13 protein-coding genes are annotated in these 14,488 nt (G+C 71.1%); 5 read left to right on the top strand and 8 right to left on the bottom strand.

Annotated elements, in window-relative coordinates; translation table 11 throughout:
* Window positions 1-19 precede the first annotated feature (19 nt).
* Complete coding sequence (locus ACFWGZ_RS08885; RefSeq protein WP_382450908.1) at window positions 20-757, bottom strand: SDR family oxidoreductase; 738 nt, start codon at window positions 755-757, stop codon at window positions 20-22.
* A 68-nt stretch (window positions 758-825) separates the two neighbouring features.
* On the opposite strand from ACFWGZ_RS08885, the gene ACFWGZ_RS08880 reads away from it, so the two are divergent.
* Window positions 826-1,611: a helix-turn-helix transcriptional regulator gene (locus ACFWGZ_RS08880; RefSeq protein WP_382450907.1), complete on the top strand. Its 786-nt coding sequence runs from the start codon at window positions 826-828 to the stop codon at window positions 1,609-1,611.
* Window position 1,612: 1 nt separating this feature from the next.
* Here ACFWGZ_RS08880 and ACFWGZ_RS08875 read toward each other — a convergent pair whose 3' ends face one another.
* Entirely contained in the window at window positions 1,613-2,428 is an 816-nt protein-coding gene (locus ACFWGZ_RS08875; protein ID WP_382450906.1) for an esterase/lipase family protein, read from the bottom strand.
* A 221-nt stretch (window positions 2,429-2,649) separates the two neighbouring features.
* Between ACFWGZ_RS08875 and ACFWGZ_RS08870 the strand changes: the two genes are divergently transcribed.
* Both ACFWGZ_RS08870 and ACFWGZ_RS08865 read left to right on the top strand, forming a co-directional pair.
* Window positions 2,650-4,170, top strand: coding sequence for a wax ester/triacylglycerol synthase family O-acyltransferase (locus ACFWGZ_RS08870; protein ID WP_382450905.1), 1,521 nt, complete (start codon window positions 2,650-2,652; stop codon window positions 4,168-4,170).
* Between the two features lie 50 nt (window positions 4,171-4,220).
* Entirely contained in the window at window positions 4,221-4,724 is a 504-nt protein-coding gene (locus ACFWGZ_RS08865; protein ID WP_382450904.1) for a hypothetical protein, read from the top strand.
* On the opposite strand, the gene ACFWGZ_RS08860 is transcribed toward ACFWGZ_RS08865, so the two are convergent.
* From ACFWGZ_RS08860 to ACFWGZ_RS08850, 3 genes are read right to left on the bottom strand one after another with little or no spacing between them, the layout of a single operon-like run.
* A complete protein-coding gene (locus ACFWGZ_RS08860; protein WP_382450903.1) occupies window positions 4,634-5,548 on the bottom strand; it encodes an alpha/beta fold hydrolase in 915 nt (304 codons plus the stop codon). The two genes, ACFWGZ_RS08865 and ACFWGZ_RS08860, sit on opposite strands and share 91 nt — an antisense overlap.
* Before the next feature lie 27 nt (window positions 5,549-5,575).
* Entirely contained in the window at window positions 5,576-6,388 is an 813-nt protein-coding gene (locus ACFWGZ_RS08855) for a hypothetical protein (protein WP_382450902.1), read from the bottom strand.
* The gene (locus ACFWGZ_RS08850; RefSeq protein ID WP_382450901.1) at window positions 6,385-6,960 is read right to left on the bottom strand and encodes an RNA polymerase sigma factor; all 576 of its coding nucleotides are present in this window, start codon (window positions 6,958-6,960) and stop codon (window positions 6,385-6,387) included. The genes ACFWGZ_RS08855 and ACFWGZ_RS08850 overlap by 4 nt, the downstream gene beginning before the upstream one ends.
* Window positions 6,961-6,984: 24 nt before the next feature.
* On the opposite strand from ACFWGZ_RS08850, the gene ACFWGZ_RS08845 reads away from it, so the two are divergent.
* Complete coding sequence (locus ACFWGZ_RS08845) at window positions 6,985-7,794, top strand: phosphotransferase (RefSeq protein ID WP_382450900.1); 810 nt, start codon at window positions 6,985-6,987, stop codon at window positions 7,792-7,794.
* On the opposite strand, the gene ACFWGZ_RS08840 is transcribed toward ACFWGZ_RS08845, so the two are convergent.
* The 3 genes from ACFWGZ_RS08840 to ACFWGZ_RS08830 form a co-directional block, all read right to left on the bottom strand.
* Window positions 7,791-9,971, bottom strand: a complete 2,181-nt coding sequence (locus tag ACFWGZ_RS08840; protein ID WP_382450899.1) for a hypothetical protein — start codon at window positions 9,969-9,971, stop codon at window positions 7,791-7,793. The genes ACFWGZ_RS08845 and ACFWGZ_RS08840 overlap by 4 nt on opposite strands.
* Before the next feature lie 109 nt (window positions 9,972-10,080).
* Complete coding sequence (locus ACFWGZ_RS08835; protein ID WP_382450898.1) at window positions 10,081-10,941, bottom strand: patatin-like phospholipase family protein; 861 nt, start codon at window positions 10,939-10,941, stop codon at window positions 10,081-10,083.
* A 45-nt stretch (window positions 10,942-10,986) separates the two neighbouring features.
* Window positions 10,987-12,084, bottom strand: a complete 1,098-nt coding sequence (locus tag ACFWGZ_RS08830; protein ID WP_382450897.1) for an alkaline phosphatase family protein — start codon at window positions 12,082-12,084, stop codon at window positions 10,987-10,989.
* 48 nt (window positions 12,085-12,132) lie between these two features.
* Between ACFWGZ_RS08830 and ACFWGZ_RS08825 the strand changes: the two genes are divergently transcribed.
* Entirely contained in the window at window positions 12,133-14,463 is a 2,331-nt protein-coding gene (locus tag ACFWGZ_RS08825; protein WP_382450896.1) for a Tex family protein, read from the top strand.
* Window positions 14,464-14,488: the final 25 nt, after the last annotated feature.

The following is a 14,488-nucleotide window of genomic DNA, read 5'->3' as shown; positions in this document are numbered from 1 at the left end:
GTCCACTGTGGACGGCGACTCAGCTCTGCGCGGCAGGCCGCACCACGATCTCGTTCACGTCCACGTCGTCCGGCTGCTCCAGCGCGAACGCGACGGCGCGGGCGATCGAGTCCGGCGGGATCGCGATCTCGTCCCGCATTCCCGCGATGCGCGTGCGCACCTCGTCGTTGCTCGACGCCTCGGCGAAGCCGGTGTGCACGAAGCCGGGGAACACCGTGGTCACCCGCACCGAGGGGCCCGCCTCCTGGCGCAGGCCCTCGCAGATCGCCCGGACGGCGACCTTGGTGCCCGCGTAGACCGCCATGCTCGGCACGACGGTGAACGCGGCCGTGGAGGCGGTGGTGACGAAGTGCCCGGCCTGCTGCTCCCGGAACACGGGCAGCGCGGCCGCGATGCCGTGCAGCACGCCCTTGATGTTGACGTCGACCATCTCGTCCCACTCGTCGACGCGCAGGTCGTCGAGCGGGGAGATCGGTCCCACGCCCGCGTTGCCCACCAGCACGTCGAGCCGGCCGAACCGTGCGCGGGCCAGCGCCACCAGCGCATGCAGGTCCTCGCGCCGGGTCACGTCGACGCGCGTGTGCACGGCCGTGCCGCCCAGCTCCTCGATCCTCGCCACCAGCTTCGCGAGGCGGTCCTCCCGGCGCGCCCCGAGCACGAGCCGCGCTCCCCGTTCCGCGAGCAGCAGAGCAGTCGCCTCGCCGATCCCGCTGCTCGCACCGGTGATCGCCACGACCTTGTCCTCGATCCCAACCATGCGTTCAGCCTGCGCGGCGCTCAGCCTGGTATCCAGAGCCCGTTTATTCTGGAACTGGAGGTGCCAGCATGCGAAACCCCGCCGACCAGCGGCACGAGCTCGGCCGGTTCCTGCGCAGCCGCCGCGAGCGGCTCTCCCCGGCCGAGGCGGGCCTGCCGCGCACGTCCCGGCGCCGCACGCCCGGCCTGCGCCGGGAGGAGCTCGCCGTGCTCGCGGGCATCAGCGCCACCTGGTACACGTACCTGGAGCAGGGCCGCGACGTCCAGGCGTCCGACCAGGTGCTCGGCGCGCTCGCCACCGCCCTCGGGCTCGACCGACCCGAGGAGGACCACCTGTTCCGGCTCGCCGGGCGCGCCAGGGAGGACGTCGCCGAACCCGAGCCGCTGGCCGCGGAGGTCGCTGCGGTGCCGGGACTCCTGCAGCCGCACCCGGCGTATGTCATCAGCGCCACCTACGACGTCCTGGCGCACAACGAGGCGGCTGCCGCGCTCTTCCCCAGCCTCGCCGGGCAGACGCCGAACTTCGTGCGCTGGACGTTCACCGCTCAGGAGGCGCGGCACGTCGTGGTGGAGTGGGAGCGGGAGGCGCGCGGCCTGCTCGCCCGGCTGCGCGCCCTCGCCGGGCGCCACCCCGGCGACGAGCGGTTCACCCGGTTGATCGACGACCTGCACGAGGCGAGCCCGGAGGTGCGCGCCTGGTGGCCGCACCACGAGGTGCAGGCGCAGCGGCCGGCGGGGCGGAAACGCTTGCGCCACCCCGGACTCGGGCCGCTCGACTACGCGTTCACGGCGTTCCACCCGGCCGAGCAGCCCGAGCAGACCCTGGTGGTCTACTCGGACCCCCGGCCGTGCTGACTCAGGCGGCGCGCGGGTACAGCCGTGCCATCCCCGGTGGCGCGGCGAAGGGCGCCCACGTGCCCTCCGCCTGCGCCAGCCGGTCCGCCACCACCCACAGCACGGTGGCGTTGAAGCCGTAGCCCAGGTGCGACGAGGACACCTGCACGCTTTCGCGGCGCGGTCCCGGTTCCTCCACGCACGACTCCCACGACACGATCCCGTCCGTCTTGGAGTAGACCGACGTGGCGGGCACCGGGATCGGCGGCCGCGTGGCCTCCGGCGGCGGGAACTCCTCGCGCGGGATGTGCAGGCGGGAGAACAGCGCGAACGCGGGCATCGCCCGCGACTGCACGGGATCGCTCATGTTGTACGGCGACCCGAGCGTGATCACCTGGCGCACGCGGTGCGGGTGGTCGCGCGCCATCTCGCGCGCGAAGATCCCGCCGAGCGACCAGCCCACAATGGACACCGGGCCGCCGTGCGCGTCCGAGACCTTCTTCACCAGCGCGTGCATGCCGTCGACCGCGCGCCGCGTCGGGCCGATGTTCGTTCCCAAGCCCCACCGGTGGACGTCGTGGCCCAGGCCGGACAGGAACCGGCGCAGCATCACCGTGGACGGGTCCGCGGCGCCGAGGCCGGGGAACACGAGGACCGGGTGGCCGTCACCGGAGGGCGCACCGCGCAGCATCGACCGGGTCGCGACGAACTCGCCGACGTCCAGGGCGCAGCGGGTGGGCTCGGTGAGGTACCAGAAGAGACCGGGAGCGCTCTCTCTGACGAGCCGCAGGGGCGAAGCAGCAGCTTCGAGGACTTCGTCCGAAGGTACGGCAGACATCCGAGCCTCCCCACACGTCGACAACCCCGAGCCGGCGCCCCGAGCAGCTCCGCCCGGTGTGTCCATGATGTTTCGTGATCGATCTTTTCGCCAGCACTTTCGAGTCTCGATTCGCCACCCGGAGGTAACGCGTCGGCAACCTCACAGCGGTGAAACGCCTCTCACCTGCATGGACGTCGATCGAGACACAATCGTGCTCTAGTCTTTTTCGAGTGGATCGGATGAGCTCACTCGACGCAGGGTTCTACTTCATCGAGGACGAGAACGTGCCCATGCACGTCGGCTCCGTCCTCGTGTTCGACGGTCCGGTGCCGTCGTACGGCGACGTGATCCGCCTCTTCCTCGCGCGCATGGACCAGGTGCCGCGCTACCGGCAGAAGGTGAAGGCCCTGCCGTTCCACGTCGGTCGTCCGGTCTGGGTCGACGACGACCACTTCAACGTGCTCTACCACGTGCGGCACACCGCGGTGCCGTCGCCGGGCGGTGAGGACCAGCTGCGCAACCTCGCGGGCCGGATCTTCGCGCAGAAGCTCGACGACTCGAAGCCGCTGTGGGAGGCGTGGCTCGTCGAGGGCCTCGAGGACGGCCGCTGGGCGATCATCTCGAAGGTCCACCACTGCATGATCGACGGGGTGTCCGGTTCGGACATGCTCCAGCTGATCCTGGACTTCCGCAGGGACAGCGTGCTGCCCGAGCCGCCGCGGTGGCGGCCCGCGCCGGCACCGTCCACGTTGGACCTCGTGGTCGACGGCGTGCGCGACGCCGTGGTGACGCCGGTGCAGCACCTGGCCGCGCTGCCCGCGCTCGCGCGGAACCTGCGCTCGTTCAGCGAGATCGTCGACTTCGGCAAGTCCGTCCTCGGATCCCTTCCCGGCACGGCGAAGCGTCTGGTGACGCGGGCGGCCACGTCGTTGAACGGCCCGATCGGGCCGCACCGCCGCTGGGTGTGGGCGCGGGCGGACCTGGCCGAGATCAAGCAGATCCGCAGGGCCGCCGGCGGCACGGTCAACGACGTCATCCTCACCGCGATCACGCGCGGTTTCCGCGACCTGCTGGACAAGCGCGGCGAGCTGACCGAGGGCATGGTCGTGCGCACGATGGTGCCCGTGTCGATGCGCAATGCGGACCAGCACAACGAGCTCAACAACCGCGTCAGCGCCGTGCTGGTGAACCTGCCCGTCGGCGAGGCGGACCCGGTGAAGCGCCTCGCGTCGATCCGCGAGCAGATGGACGACCTGAAGGGCTCGCGCCAGGCCGCCGGTGCCGACGTGATCACGAACCTGTCGAACTTCGCCGCGCCGACGCTGATGGCGCTGGGCTCGCGGACCGCGATGCGGTTCCCGCAGCAGATCCTGCAGACCGTGACCACGAACGTGCCCGGCCCGCGCATCCCGCTCTACCTGCTCGGCCGCCCGCTCGTGGAGATGTTCCCGTACGTGCCGATCGCGTCGACGATCCGGATCACCGTCGGCATCTTCTCCTACCTCGACCGGTTCACGTTCGGCATCAACGCGGACTTCGACGGCGTGCCGGACGTGCAGCTGCTCGCCGACGGCATCCGCGCCGGGTTCGACGAGATGGTCGCGCTGGCGGCCGAGGAGACCGAGGTCGTGGCGGCGCCGGCCGTTCCCGCGAAGCCGCGCGCTCCTCGCGCTCGCGCCCCGCGGACGGCGACCGGGGCAGCGCCGAAGGCTGCTTCCCGAGCGGCGACCAACGGGACGAAGCCGGAGACCGGGGCCTGAGGCACGACCTGACGGTCCGTGCGGGCGAGCACGACCTGCACCTGACCGTGGTGGGACTCGACGCCCGGCTCGGCGCCGTGGGGCTGGCGCTGGGCCAGCTCGACGACGTCCGCATCGAGCTGGAGGACGTGCGGTGGTCGCGCTGGCGTGCCCGCCGCGCCTCGGTCGTGTGCCACGACGTGCACGTGAACCCGCCCGCGACGCTGGTGTCGTCGCCCGTCGAGTTCCGTCTCGAAGTGGCCTTCTCGGACATTCCGGAGTTGCAACGGCTGCGGTGGTTGCCGCTGACCGTGTGGCTGGCCGGGTCCGAGGTCCACGTGCGGCTGCACCGGTGGCTGCCGCCGCGGGTGGTCGCGGTGCCGGACCTGCCGCGCGGCATCGCGCTGACCGGCATCGAGCAGCACGACGACCACTTCGTGCTGACCGGGACCGCTCCCGTGCTGCGGGAGCGGCTCACGCTCGGTCAGCTGGCGGGCGTGCTGAGGCGGTTGGCGTCCATCCACTCGAGCACCCGCTCGGACACGACCTCGGGGATCTCCATCTGGGGCACGTGACCGACGCCCGCGTACTCGTCGTAGCGCCAGTGGGGGTTCCTGCGGGCCACGAACCGGGCCGCGGCGACGTTGACGAGCCGGTCCTTGTCCCCGCTCATCAGGAACACCGGCACACGGATCTTGCGCATCGCCGCGTAGTAGGCACCGCGCTTGGACGTCGTGAGCACGGTGCTGCGCGCCGCCGCGAGGAACGCCGCGTCGAGCCCGTCGACCTCGGCCCGTTCGCCGATGAGGTGCTCCGACGCGAGCTTGAGCTCCTCGGGGATGCCCTTCGGGTCGGCGCAGACGAGGTCGAGCAGCCGGTCGACCTGCTTGCGGGCGTCCACGGCGCGCGACCTCGCCAGGAACCGCTCGCCCAGCCCCGGCACCGAGTAGAGGAAGAACGTCCCGAGCATCGCCGGGTCGGGCCGCGTGCCGAACACCATCGGCAGCGCCGGGTCCACCAGCACCAGTCCCCGGACCAGCTCGGGGTCCTCGGCGGTGTGCAGGAGCGAGATCATGCCGCCCATCGAGTTGCCGGCGAGCACGACCGGTTCGCCGACGACCTCCCGGACGAACCGGCCGAGCAGCCGGGCGTTGGCCGGGACCGTGGTCTGCCGGCCCTCGGGGTGGGTGAGCCCGTGACCGGCGAGGTCCACGGCGACCACCCGCGCCCGCCGGGCGAGCAGCGGTGCCAGCAGCACCCAGTTGAGGTGCGACCCGCCCAGCCCGTGCACCAGGACGACCCGCGGGCCGTCGTCCGGCCCGCCGAAGTCGACCCAGTGCACGGATCCGTCGAGGTCCGCGTAGTGGCTGGTGCCGCCGAAGTTCGCCACGGTCGTCATACCAACCAGTATGTCGCTTGACCGCCCCTACTTCCAGGGCGACGCGGGCAGGCACTGGTCCCGCGGCCCGCGGGTGTCGCCGTAGAGGACGGCACCGGTCTGCGGGTCGGCCCAGCAGGACTTCGCCAGGTCGGAGCTGTCACCGAGCAACGCGCCGTTGGCGTCGTACGCGCGCACGGTGATGTCGCCGTCCTCCACCGGGATCTGCCAGTCCGGCGGGTAGTAGACGCGCACGGCGAACGTGCCGGCGGCCACCCCGGCCTCCAGGGTCCGGCCGTCCACCTCGACCGCGACCCGCGTGACCTGGCCGTCGACCCGGCCCACGATCGTGCGGTAACCCGGCCTCCCGGCGAAGCCCGGCCTGCCGTCGCGGTCGCCGCCGACGCTCGCGCTGACCGTGTCGAGGGAGAAGTGCCCCGGCAGCCACCCGATCGCGGTCTGGGCGAACCCGGAGTTGTACTGCTGGTCCGGTGCGCCGATGGTGCAGGTCAGGGCGGCGTTGCCGGAGTAGAGCAACGCCCAGCGCGTCTCCTCGTCCCGGTACTGGCGCAGCTTCGCCTGCCCGGTGCCGGCCGAGCTCGAACACCCCTCCTCGACCGCCTTGACCTCCTCCGGGGGCAGAGGGGCCGGTGGCGCGCTGGTGACGTGCACGGCGGGTGTCGGCTCGGGGGGCGGCTGGAGCAGCAGCACGCTGGTGACCACGGCGGCCACCGCGGCGGCACCGGCGAGGACCGGCACGAGCCGGCCGCGCCTGCGCCCGGCCGCCCGCTCGATCTCGGCGCGGATGCGCGTGTGCCGGCCCGGCGGCAGGTCGCGCACGGGTGGAAGCAGCTCGGTCATCGGTCCTCCCCGGTGTGCACGAGTTCCTGGTGGTGCTGGAGCCTGGCCCTGGCCTTGCTGACGCGCGCCCGCACGCTGCCCTCGGTGATGCCGAGCGCGGCGGCCGCGTCGGCGTACGAGACGCCGGACCACACGCACAGCGCGAGCGCCTCGCGTTCGTTGCGCGGCAACCCGTCCACCGCATCCAGCAGCGCCTTCATCCGCCGCTGGTCGTCGAGCCGCTCGGCCACCCGGTCCGCGTGGTCGGGCACCGGCGGCTCCGCCCCGACCCGCCGCAGGTTCCTCAGCCTGCGCAGCAGGGACCGCTGCTCGTTGCGCACCACGTTCGTCGCCACCGTGAGCAGCCACGGCAACGCCGACTCGCGCTCGATCCGCACGTCCGCGCGCTTGCGCCAGGCCGTGAGGAACGTGCCCTGCAGGTGGTCCTCGGCCTCCGCCCACGAGGCGGTCAACCGGAAGCAGTGGTTGTAGACCGCCTTCGCGTGCCGGTCGAACAGCACCCCGAAGGCCTGCGCACTGCCCCCGGCGGCCTGCGACCACAACGCGCGGTCGTCAGGGTCTTCGGTCGTCATACCCGTTCGTGTCCGCTCGCCCCCGTGGTGTTGGCACCTCTAGGTTGGGGAGCGTGGCACACCTGGGGGTGGCCGGGCTGGCGGACGTCGCGCACGCGCGCGTCCGAGGACTACTGGCCAACGCACGAACACGACCCGTTGTTCGGCAACGCGAGCGGCCGCGACCTGTTCCTCACGGCCCACACGGCGCTGTCCGAGGCGGGCATGAGCGTGCCGCGGCTGGTGCTGGTGGACCACGACGTGGTCGTCGTCGAGGACCTGGGCAGCACGTTCCTGGAGGACCACCCGGCCCCGGAACGCCTGTGGGACGACATAGAGGCCATGCACCAGCGCCTCAGCCCGCGGTACGGCCGCCCGAGCGCACTGCAACCACCCGACGCGCCCCCCGTGCCGGACGTCGTGCTCGACCGCGCCCTCGGACACCTGGACGCGTGCAGCGCGCGGGTCTCGCGCATCGCCGAGGCGCGCTCGCGCCTGGAAACCCTGCTGCGCCAACGACATGCGGCGATCTCGCCACGCACCCGCTACGGCCTGGTCCACGGCGAACTGGGCCCCGACCACGTCCTCGTGGCCGACGGACGCCCGGTGCTCATCGACATCGAGGGCGCGATGTACTTCGACGTGGAGTGGGAGCACGTGTTCCTGCAGCTGCGGTTCGGCCCGCACTACCGCCCGGCGCCGGGGCTCGACCCCGCACGGCTCGACCTGTACCGGCTGGCCACGCACCTCTCGCTCGTGGAGGGGCCGTTGCGGTTGCTGGACGGCGACTTCCCGCACCGGGATGCGATGGCGGCGATCGCCGAGGACAACGTCGAACGCGTCTTGGGCTGCTAGCGCTCGTCGCGCTTGAAGAGCCGGCCGATCCCGGTGACCAGGCAGACCGCCAGCACCCAGCCCAGCACCGTGAACGCGAGCGAGGCCCACCGCGCGGCGTGCAGCGGTACCCACAGCTGGCTGTGGTCGAGGCTCATGATCGGCAGGAGGAGGTCGATCGTGTAGAGCCACGGTTCGAACCAACCGGTTTTCAGGTCCGCTCTCATGGGGGCGAAGTTCTGCCCGTCCTGCCGCAGCAGGTGGAAGATCACTCCACCCAGCACGGTGAGCACGCCCAGGCACCAGAGGATGCGCAGCGGGCGGTACCCGTACCCGACAGTGGGTTTGAGCAGCCACCACACCATCCGATGCAGCCGTCCGAGCGCGCCCTTCAGCTTCCGCCGTTTGACGTCCTCCTTCGCGATCCGCACATCGGTCGCCGCATCGTGCAGTCCCGCGTTCGCGTAGACGGAGGCGAGCTGGAGGTAGACCTGCGGGACGTAGGCGTCGCCGACAGGAAGGCAGCAAAGCCGCTGGGACGGAGACATCGAGTCGTCGAGCAGCGCGCCGTAGATGAAGTCGTCCATCTTGGTCTCGTGAGACCAGTCGCCCTCCTGATCGGCGAGTGACCCTGCGCGGACCCGCCGGAGGTCCATCGATCCTGCCGGATGCCGGGCGAACTTCAGCCTCAGCGGGCCTCGGACCTGGGTGCCGGTCAGCTTCAGCGCCTCCGTGCCCTTGAGATGCGCTCCGACGAAGCTGATCTCCGATCCGATCTTGGCGTCGCACATCCGCACGCATCCCGTCGCAAGTGCCGCCTCGAATGACACCGTGTGACCGACTCTGACGCTGTCACACCGAACCGCGTCTCCCTCGCTCTTCAGCGTCGCACCGGTGAAGTCGAGCTTCCCGTCGATCCTGGCACCGGCGAAGTCGACGCGGCCGCGGGCGATGAACGGCCTGCACAGAGCCACGTCCATGCCCGCCCTGATGCCGCGGGCCACCAAAGCGTCACCGTCCTCGTTCTCGAACAGCCCTCCTGTGCAAATGAGGTTGCCTCCCACCTGCGTTTCGCTCAGCACGACCTCGCCCTGAGAATGGAAGCGCACGTCGCGGCGCACGCCGAGAATGAGGTCCCCGTTCACCTTCATCCCGGTAGCCTTGACAGCCGTCCCGCTCGGGTTGAGAAAACTGCCTCCCTGAATACCCAGAGTGCCGCCAATCCGCGCTCCCACCAGGGAGAGCTGACCGCGAACGACGGTTCCCTTGCGCAGAACGAGATTAAGTCCGGTCGTGATCCGTGCCAGGTTGAGGGCAACGCCGCTCCTGTTGGAGAACTTGCCGCCGGCGAACCTCATCCACCCGCCGACCTGGCAGCCGAGCAGACGCAGCTCACCCTCTACCTGGCACCTTTTGGAGAATTCCACGTACTGACCGACCTTCAAGCCCGTCGCCAGTACCGCCGTGGCACCAGAGCTGCGAAAGCGAGTGTCCTCACACACCAGCCGCCCCGCGATGTCAGCTCCGCTCAAGTTCACCTCGCCCTCCACGGACATCCCCTTGCCCCAGAAGACGTGTTCCTTCACCACGAGCCCGCTCAGATCCGCCGCGCGTTCCCGGCTGGGGTTGCGGAAGGTCGCACCCTCGCAGATGAACTGCCCGCCGATGTGCGCACCAATCATGTGCGTCAGGCCGGTGACCTTGAACTTGCCGCAGTAGTAGACGTCCTGCTCCACGCGTAGCCCGTCCGCCTTCAACGCGCCACCCGCCGGCCCATCGATGACGCAGTCGCGCATGTTCAGCTGCCCGCCCACCTGAGCGCCGGTGAGCTGCACGCACCCGTTCACGGTGCAGCCCTGCAACGACAGTCCGTCGAGCACTCGCACCTGCGAAGCGAGCAGGCCTGGAAGCATGCAGTCCTTGAAATAAAGGCCCGCGACGCTCGTCTGTTCGAAGTTGGGGGTGTGGTTGAAGGTGCACCGCTCGAACTTCACCGCGAAGCCGATCTCACCTGCCTCGACGTCGAGAGTTCCCGTCACGACGACCTCGTGCAGAGTCAGCTTGCGCGGACGGCAACCGATGCCCCGCAGCAGCTGCACCGCCAGGAACTCGGCTCCGATCTCCCGGCCTCCACCGGCGAACTCGACCCGTCCTCCCCGCTCGATCGCGTTGTACAACTCCATCTCAGCAGGCGTCATGTCGCGCGCACTCCCAGGCCGCGACCGCGTCCGCCAAGCGCGATCTGATGTGTGGAGTAAGTCCAACCGGGGCAGTCGCTCGTTAGCCGGTCGACGAACGTTCACCCGATCAGCCGTGTGACGGGTGCCCGTACAACCCGGCCCCCGCCACCTCCAGCGAAGTCAGGAAAGCCGCCGAAGCCAGGTGAGAAGCCTCCACCAGCTCCGCCGTGTGCGAGAAGTCGAGCGGCGTCACCGCCTGCACCGGCGGCCCCGGCAGGTACAGCACCGGAGCCTGCTGCGACGCCAGCTCCACCTCCAGCACGGCCTGGTTGCGCATGCCCAGGGTCGCCCAGAACAGCAGCGTCTCGGCGAGCGTCCCCGGCACGGTCGGCAGGTGGCCGGGGAAGGCGCAGTCCAGCACCACCAACGACTTCGCGCCCATCGCGAGGGCCTGGCGGATGGGCACGTTCGCCAGCACGCCGCCGTCGTAGAGGACGCGGTCGTCGATCTTCACCGGCGGGTAGACGCCCGGGATGGCGGCGCTGGCGAGGATCGCCGGGACCAGCGGGCCCGTGGTGATGTTCACGGCCTCGCCCGTCACGCAGTCCACCGACACCGCGCCGAACGGCAGCGTGAGGTCCTCGAAGGACTCGCTTCCGCCGAGGCCCTCGGCGAGCACGCCCGCCAGGCCGGTGTTCGGGAAGAGGTAGGTCTTGTTGGTGCGCAACGACCTCAGCTGCGCCAGCGGGCCGCCGGGGAACACGCGCTGGCGCGTCATGCCCTCCCACATCACCGCCAGCCTCGACGCGGCCCCATCCGGGTCGAGGGCGAGCAGGGAGCCGTTGACCGAGCCGACCGAGGTGCCGACGACGAGGTCGGGGCGCACGCCGTGCTCGTGCAGTGCGCGCAGCATGCCGACCTGCGCCGCGCCCAGGCTCCCGCCGCCGCCGAGCACGAACGCGACAGGTCCTGGCAGTTCGATCGTCACGTCCGGTGATCCTAGAGCTGACCAGCGCGAAGGGCTTGTTTCAGGCTACGCTGAAGCTACTGAGTGCACGAGGAGCGGGATGGCCATCTCGTCGTTCGTGCGGGAGCCGTGGAAGCCCGTCATGCCGCTCCACATCGGTTCGGCCTGGCCGCGCAGCAGCACCGCGGTGTCCTTCATCGCCACGACGACGTCGCCGATGCGGTCGGCCGCCAGCGGGCTGACCGGGCCGAACCACCCGGCGTCCACCGCGTCCTCGCGCGTGAGCACGTCCGCCCGCGGGCCGAGGAACTCGCGCCACACGTCCAGCACCTCGTCGCTCTCCGTGTGCAGGTACCGCACCCGCGGCTCCCCCGCGATCACCCGGACTCCCTGCCACAGCACCGGTTCCGTGTCGAAGTCGATGCGGTCGCCCGCGGTGACCATGCCGTGGTCGGCCGTCACGACGAGCAGCGAGCCGGCGGGCATCCGGCCGGCGATCCGGGACGCGAGCGAGTCCACGAACTCCAGTTGCAGCAACCACTCCGGCGACCCCGGGCCGTAGAGGTGGCCGATCGCGTCGAGGTCGGGGTGGTAGGCGTAGCAGAACGAGCGGTCCTGCTCGACGCCCGCGACCGCGCCCAGCGCGAGGTCGCCGAAGCCCGCCGCGCCGCGGAACCACGAGCCGCGCAGCACCGCCCGCGTGAGCCCGCTGCCGCGGTGGGCGATCGGGGCGACGGAGCTGACGGCCACGCCGGCGGCCGCCGCGCGTTCGAACACCGTCGGGTGCGGCTGCACGACCTCGGGCACGAGCGCCTTGCGCAGGTCGTGGTGGTGGTCGCCGGCGCGTGACCAGGTGAGCGAGTTCAGCACCTCGTCGCCCACGGCGAACGTGTAGCCGACGATGCCGTGCTCACCGGAGAGCAGCCCGGTGCCGATCGAGGCGAGGCTGGTGGCGGTCGACGACGGGAAGCCGGCGTCGATCCGCCGCGGCGCGAGGCCCGCCAGGAACGGGGCGTGGGCGGCGTGCGCGCGGAGCAGCTCGTGCCCGAGCCCGTCCACGAGGAGCAGGACGACACGCCGGGCGGGCGGCAGTCCGAGCGTGTTGTCGGCACCCGGAACGTCCAGGCCCGCGAGCAATGAGGGGACGACCTCGGCGATGGTCACCTGGACACCGTGCCACGTCGAAACCGGCAGCGGGCAGAATGGCGCGCTGTGACAACGCTCATCCACCAGAAGATCGCTGACGAGCTCGGCGTGGCCGCTGGCCAGGTCGGCTCTGCTGTCGAACTCCTCGACGGTGGCGCGACCGTCCCGTTCGTCGCCCGGTACCGCAAGGAGGCGACCGGGGGTCTCGACGACGCCCAGCTGCGCACGCTCGAGGAACGCCTCGGCTACCTGCGCGAACTGGAGGAGCGCCGCGCGGCCGTCCTCAACTCGATCCGCGAGCAGGGCAAGCTCACCGACGCCCTGGAGGCGCAGATCCACGCCGCCGACTCCAAGGCGCGGCTCGAGGACCTCTACCTGCCGTACAAGCAGAAGCGCCGCACCAAGGCCCAGATCGCGAAGGAGGCCGGTCTCGAACCGCTCGCCGACGCGCTGCTGGGCGACCCCGGCCTGAACCCGCAGGAGGAGGCCGCGAAGTTCGTCGACCCCGCCAAGGAGGTCGCGGACGCGGCGGCCGCCCTGCAGGGCGCGCGGGCCATCCTGGTCGAGCGGTTCGGCGAGGACGGCGACCTGATCGGCGACCTGCGCGAGCAGATGTGGACGCGCGGCCGCGTCGTCTCCAAGGTCCGCGAGGGCAAGGAGACCGACGGCGCCAAGTTCTCCGACTACTTCGAGTTCGACGAGCCGTTCGCGAAGCTGCCGTCGCACCGCATCCTGGCGCTGTTCCGCGGCGAGAAGGAGGAGGTCCTCGACCTCGTCCTGGAGCCGGAGGAGCCGCGCGAGGAGGGTCCCTCGTCGTTCGAGGTGCGCATCGCCGCGAAGTTCGGCATCGACGACCGGGGCCGTCCCGGCGACAAGTGGCTCACCGACACCGTGCGGTGGGCGTGGCGGACCCGCATCCTCGTGCACCTGGGCATCGACCTGCGCGGACGCCTGCGCGCGTTCGCCGAGGACGAGGCCGTCAAGGTGTTCGCGTCGAACCTGCGCGACCTGCTGCTAGCCGCCCCGGCCGGCACCCGCGCCACGATGGGTCTCGACCCCGGCTACCGCACCGGTGTGAAGGTCGCGATCGTCGACGCCACCGGCAAGGTCGTCGCGCACGGCGTCATCCAGCCGCACGTGCCCGCGAACCGATGGGACGAGTCGATCGCCAAGCTCGCGGCGTGGTCGAAGCAGCACGACGTCGACCTGATCGCCATCGGCAACGGCACGGCCTCGCGCGAGACCGACAAGCTGGCCGCCGACCTGATCAAGCGCCACCCCGAGCTGAACCTCACCAAGATCGTGGTGTCGGAGGCGGGCGCGTCGGTGTACTCGGCGTCGGCCTACGCCTCGTCGGAGCTGCCCGGCCTCGACGTGTCGATCCGCGGCGCGGTGTCCATCGCGCGCCGCCTGCAGGACCCGCTGGCCGAGCTCGTGAAGATCGACCCCAAGTCGATCGGCGTCGGCCAGTACCAGCACGACCTCGCGGAGTCGAAGCTGTCGCGCTCGCTCGACGCGGTGGTCGAGGACTGCGTGAACGCGGTCGGCGTGGACCTCAACACCGCGTCCGTGCCGCTGCTGACCCGCGTCTCCGGCATCACCGCCGGGCTCGCGGAGAACATCGTGCTGCACCGCGACTCCCACGGGCCGTTCAAGACCCGCAAGGCGCTGATGGAGGTCGCACGGCTCGGCCCGAAGGCGTTCGAGCAGTGCGCGGGCTTCCTCAAGATCCGGGGCGGCGACGAGCCGCTGGACGCCTCCTCGGTGCACCCCGAGGCGTACCCGGTCGTGCGGAAGATGCAGACCGCGGCGGGCGCCGAGCTCATCGGCAACACCGCGGTGCTCACGAAGCTGCGGCCGGAGCAGTTCGTGGACGAGAAGTTCGGTCTGCCGACCGTCACGGACATCCTGCGCGAGCTCGAGAAGCCGGGTCGCGACCCGCGCCCGGCGTTCAAGACGGCGACCTTCGCGGACGGCGTCGAGAAGATCGCCGACCTCAAGCCCGGCATGGTGCTGGAGGGCGTCGTGACGAACGTGGCCGCGTTCGGCGCGTTCGTCGACATCGGCGTGCACCAGGACGGTCTCGTGCACATCTCCGCCCTGTCGAACACCTACGTGAAGGACCCGCGCGACGTCGTGAAGTCCGGTGACGTGGTGCGCGTGAAGGTGCTGGAGGTCGACGAGGCCCGCAAGCGCATCGGCCTGACGCTGCGGCTGACCGACGAGCCGGGCAAGCCCGCTCCGAAGCAGCAGGGCGGCGGCGGTGGCCGCGACCGCGGTGGCCGTCCGCAGCAGCGCGGGGGTGGCCAGCAGCGCGGCGGGCAGCAGCGCACCGCGCCGGCGCCCGCGAACGGGTCGATGGCGGACGCGCTCCGCAAGGCCGGTTTCGGCAAGTAGTCCCCGACGACGACGGCCCCTCCCG

This window comes from Lentzea sp. NPDC060358, assembly GCF_042725365.1.
In the GTDB taxonomy this organism is placed as follows: domain Bacteria; phylum Actinomycetota; class Actinomycetes; order Mycobacteriales; family Pseudonocardiaceae; genus Lentzea.
Note: the sequence above shows the minus strand (reverse complement) of the source record. Positions and strands in the feature narration are given on the sequence as shown.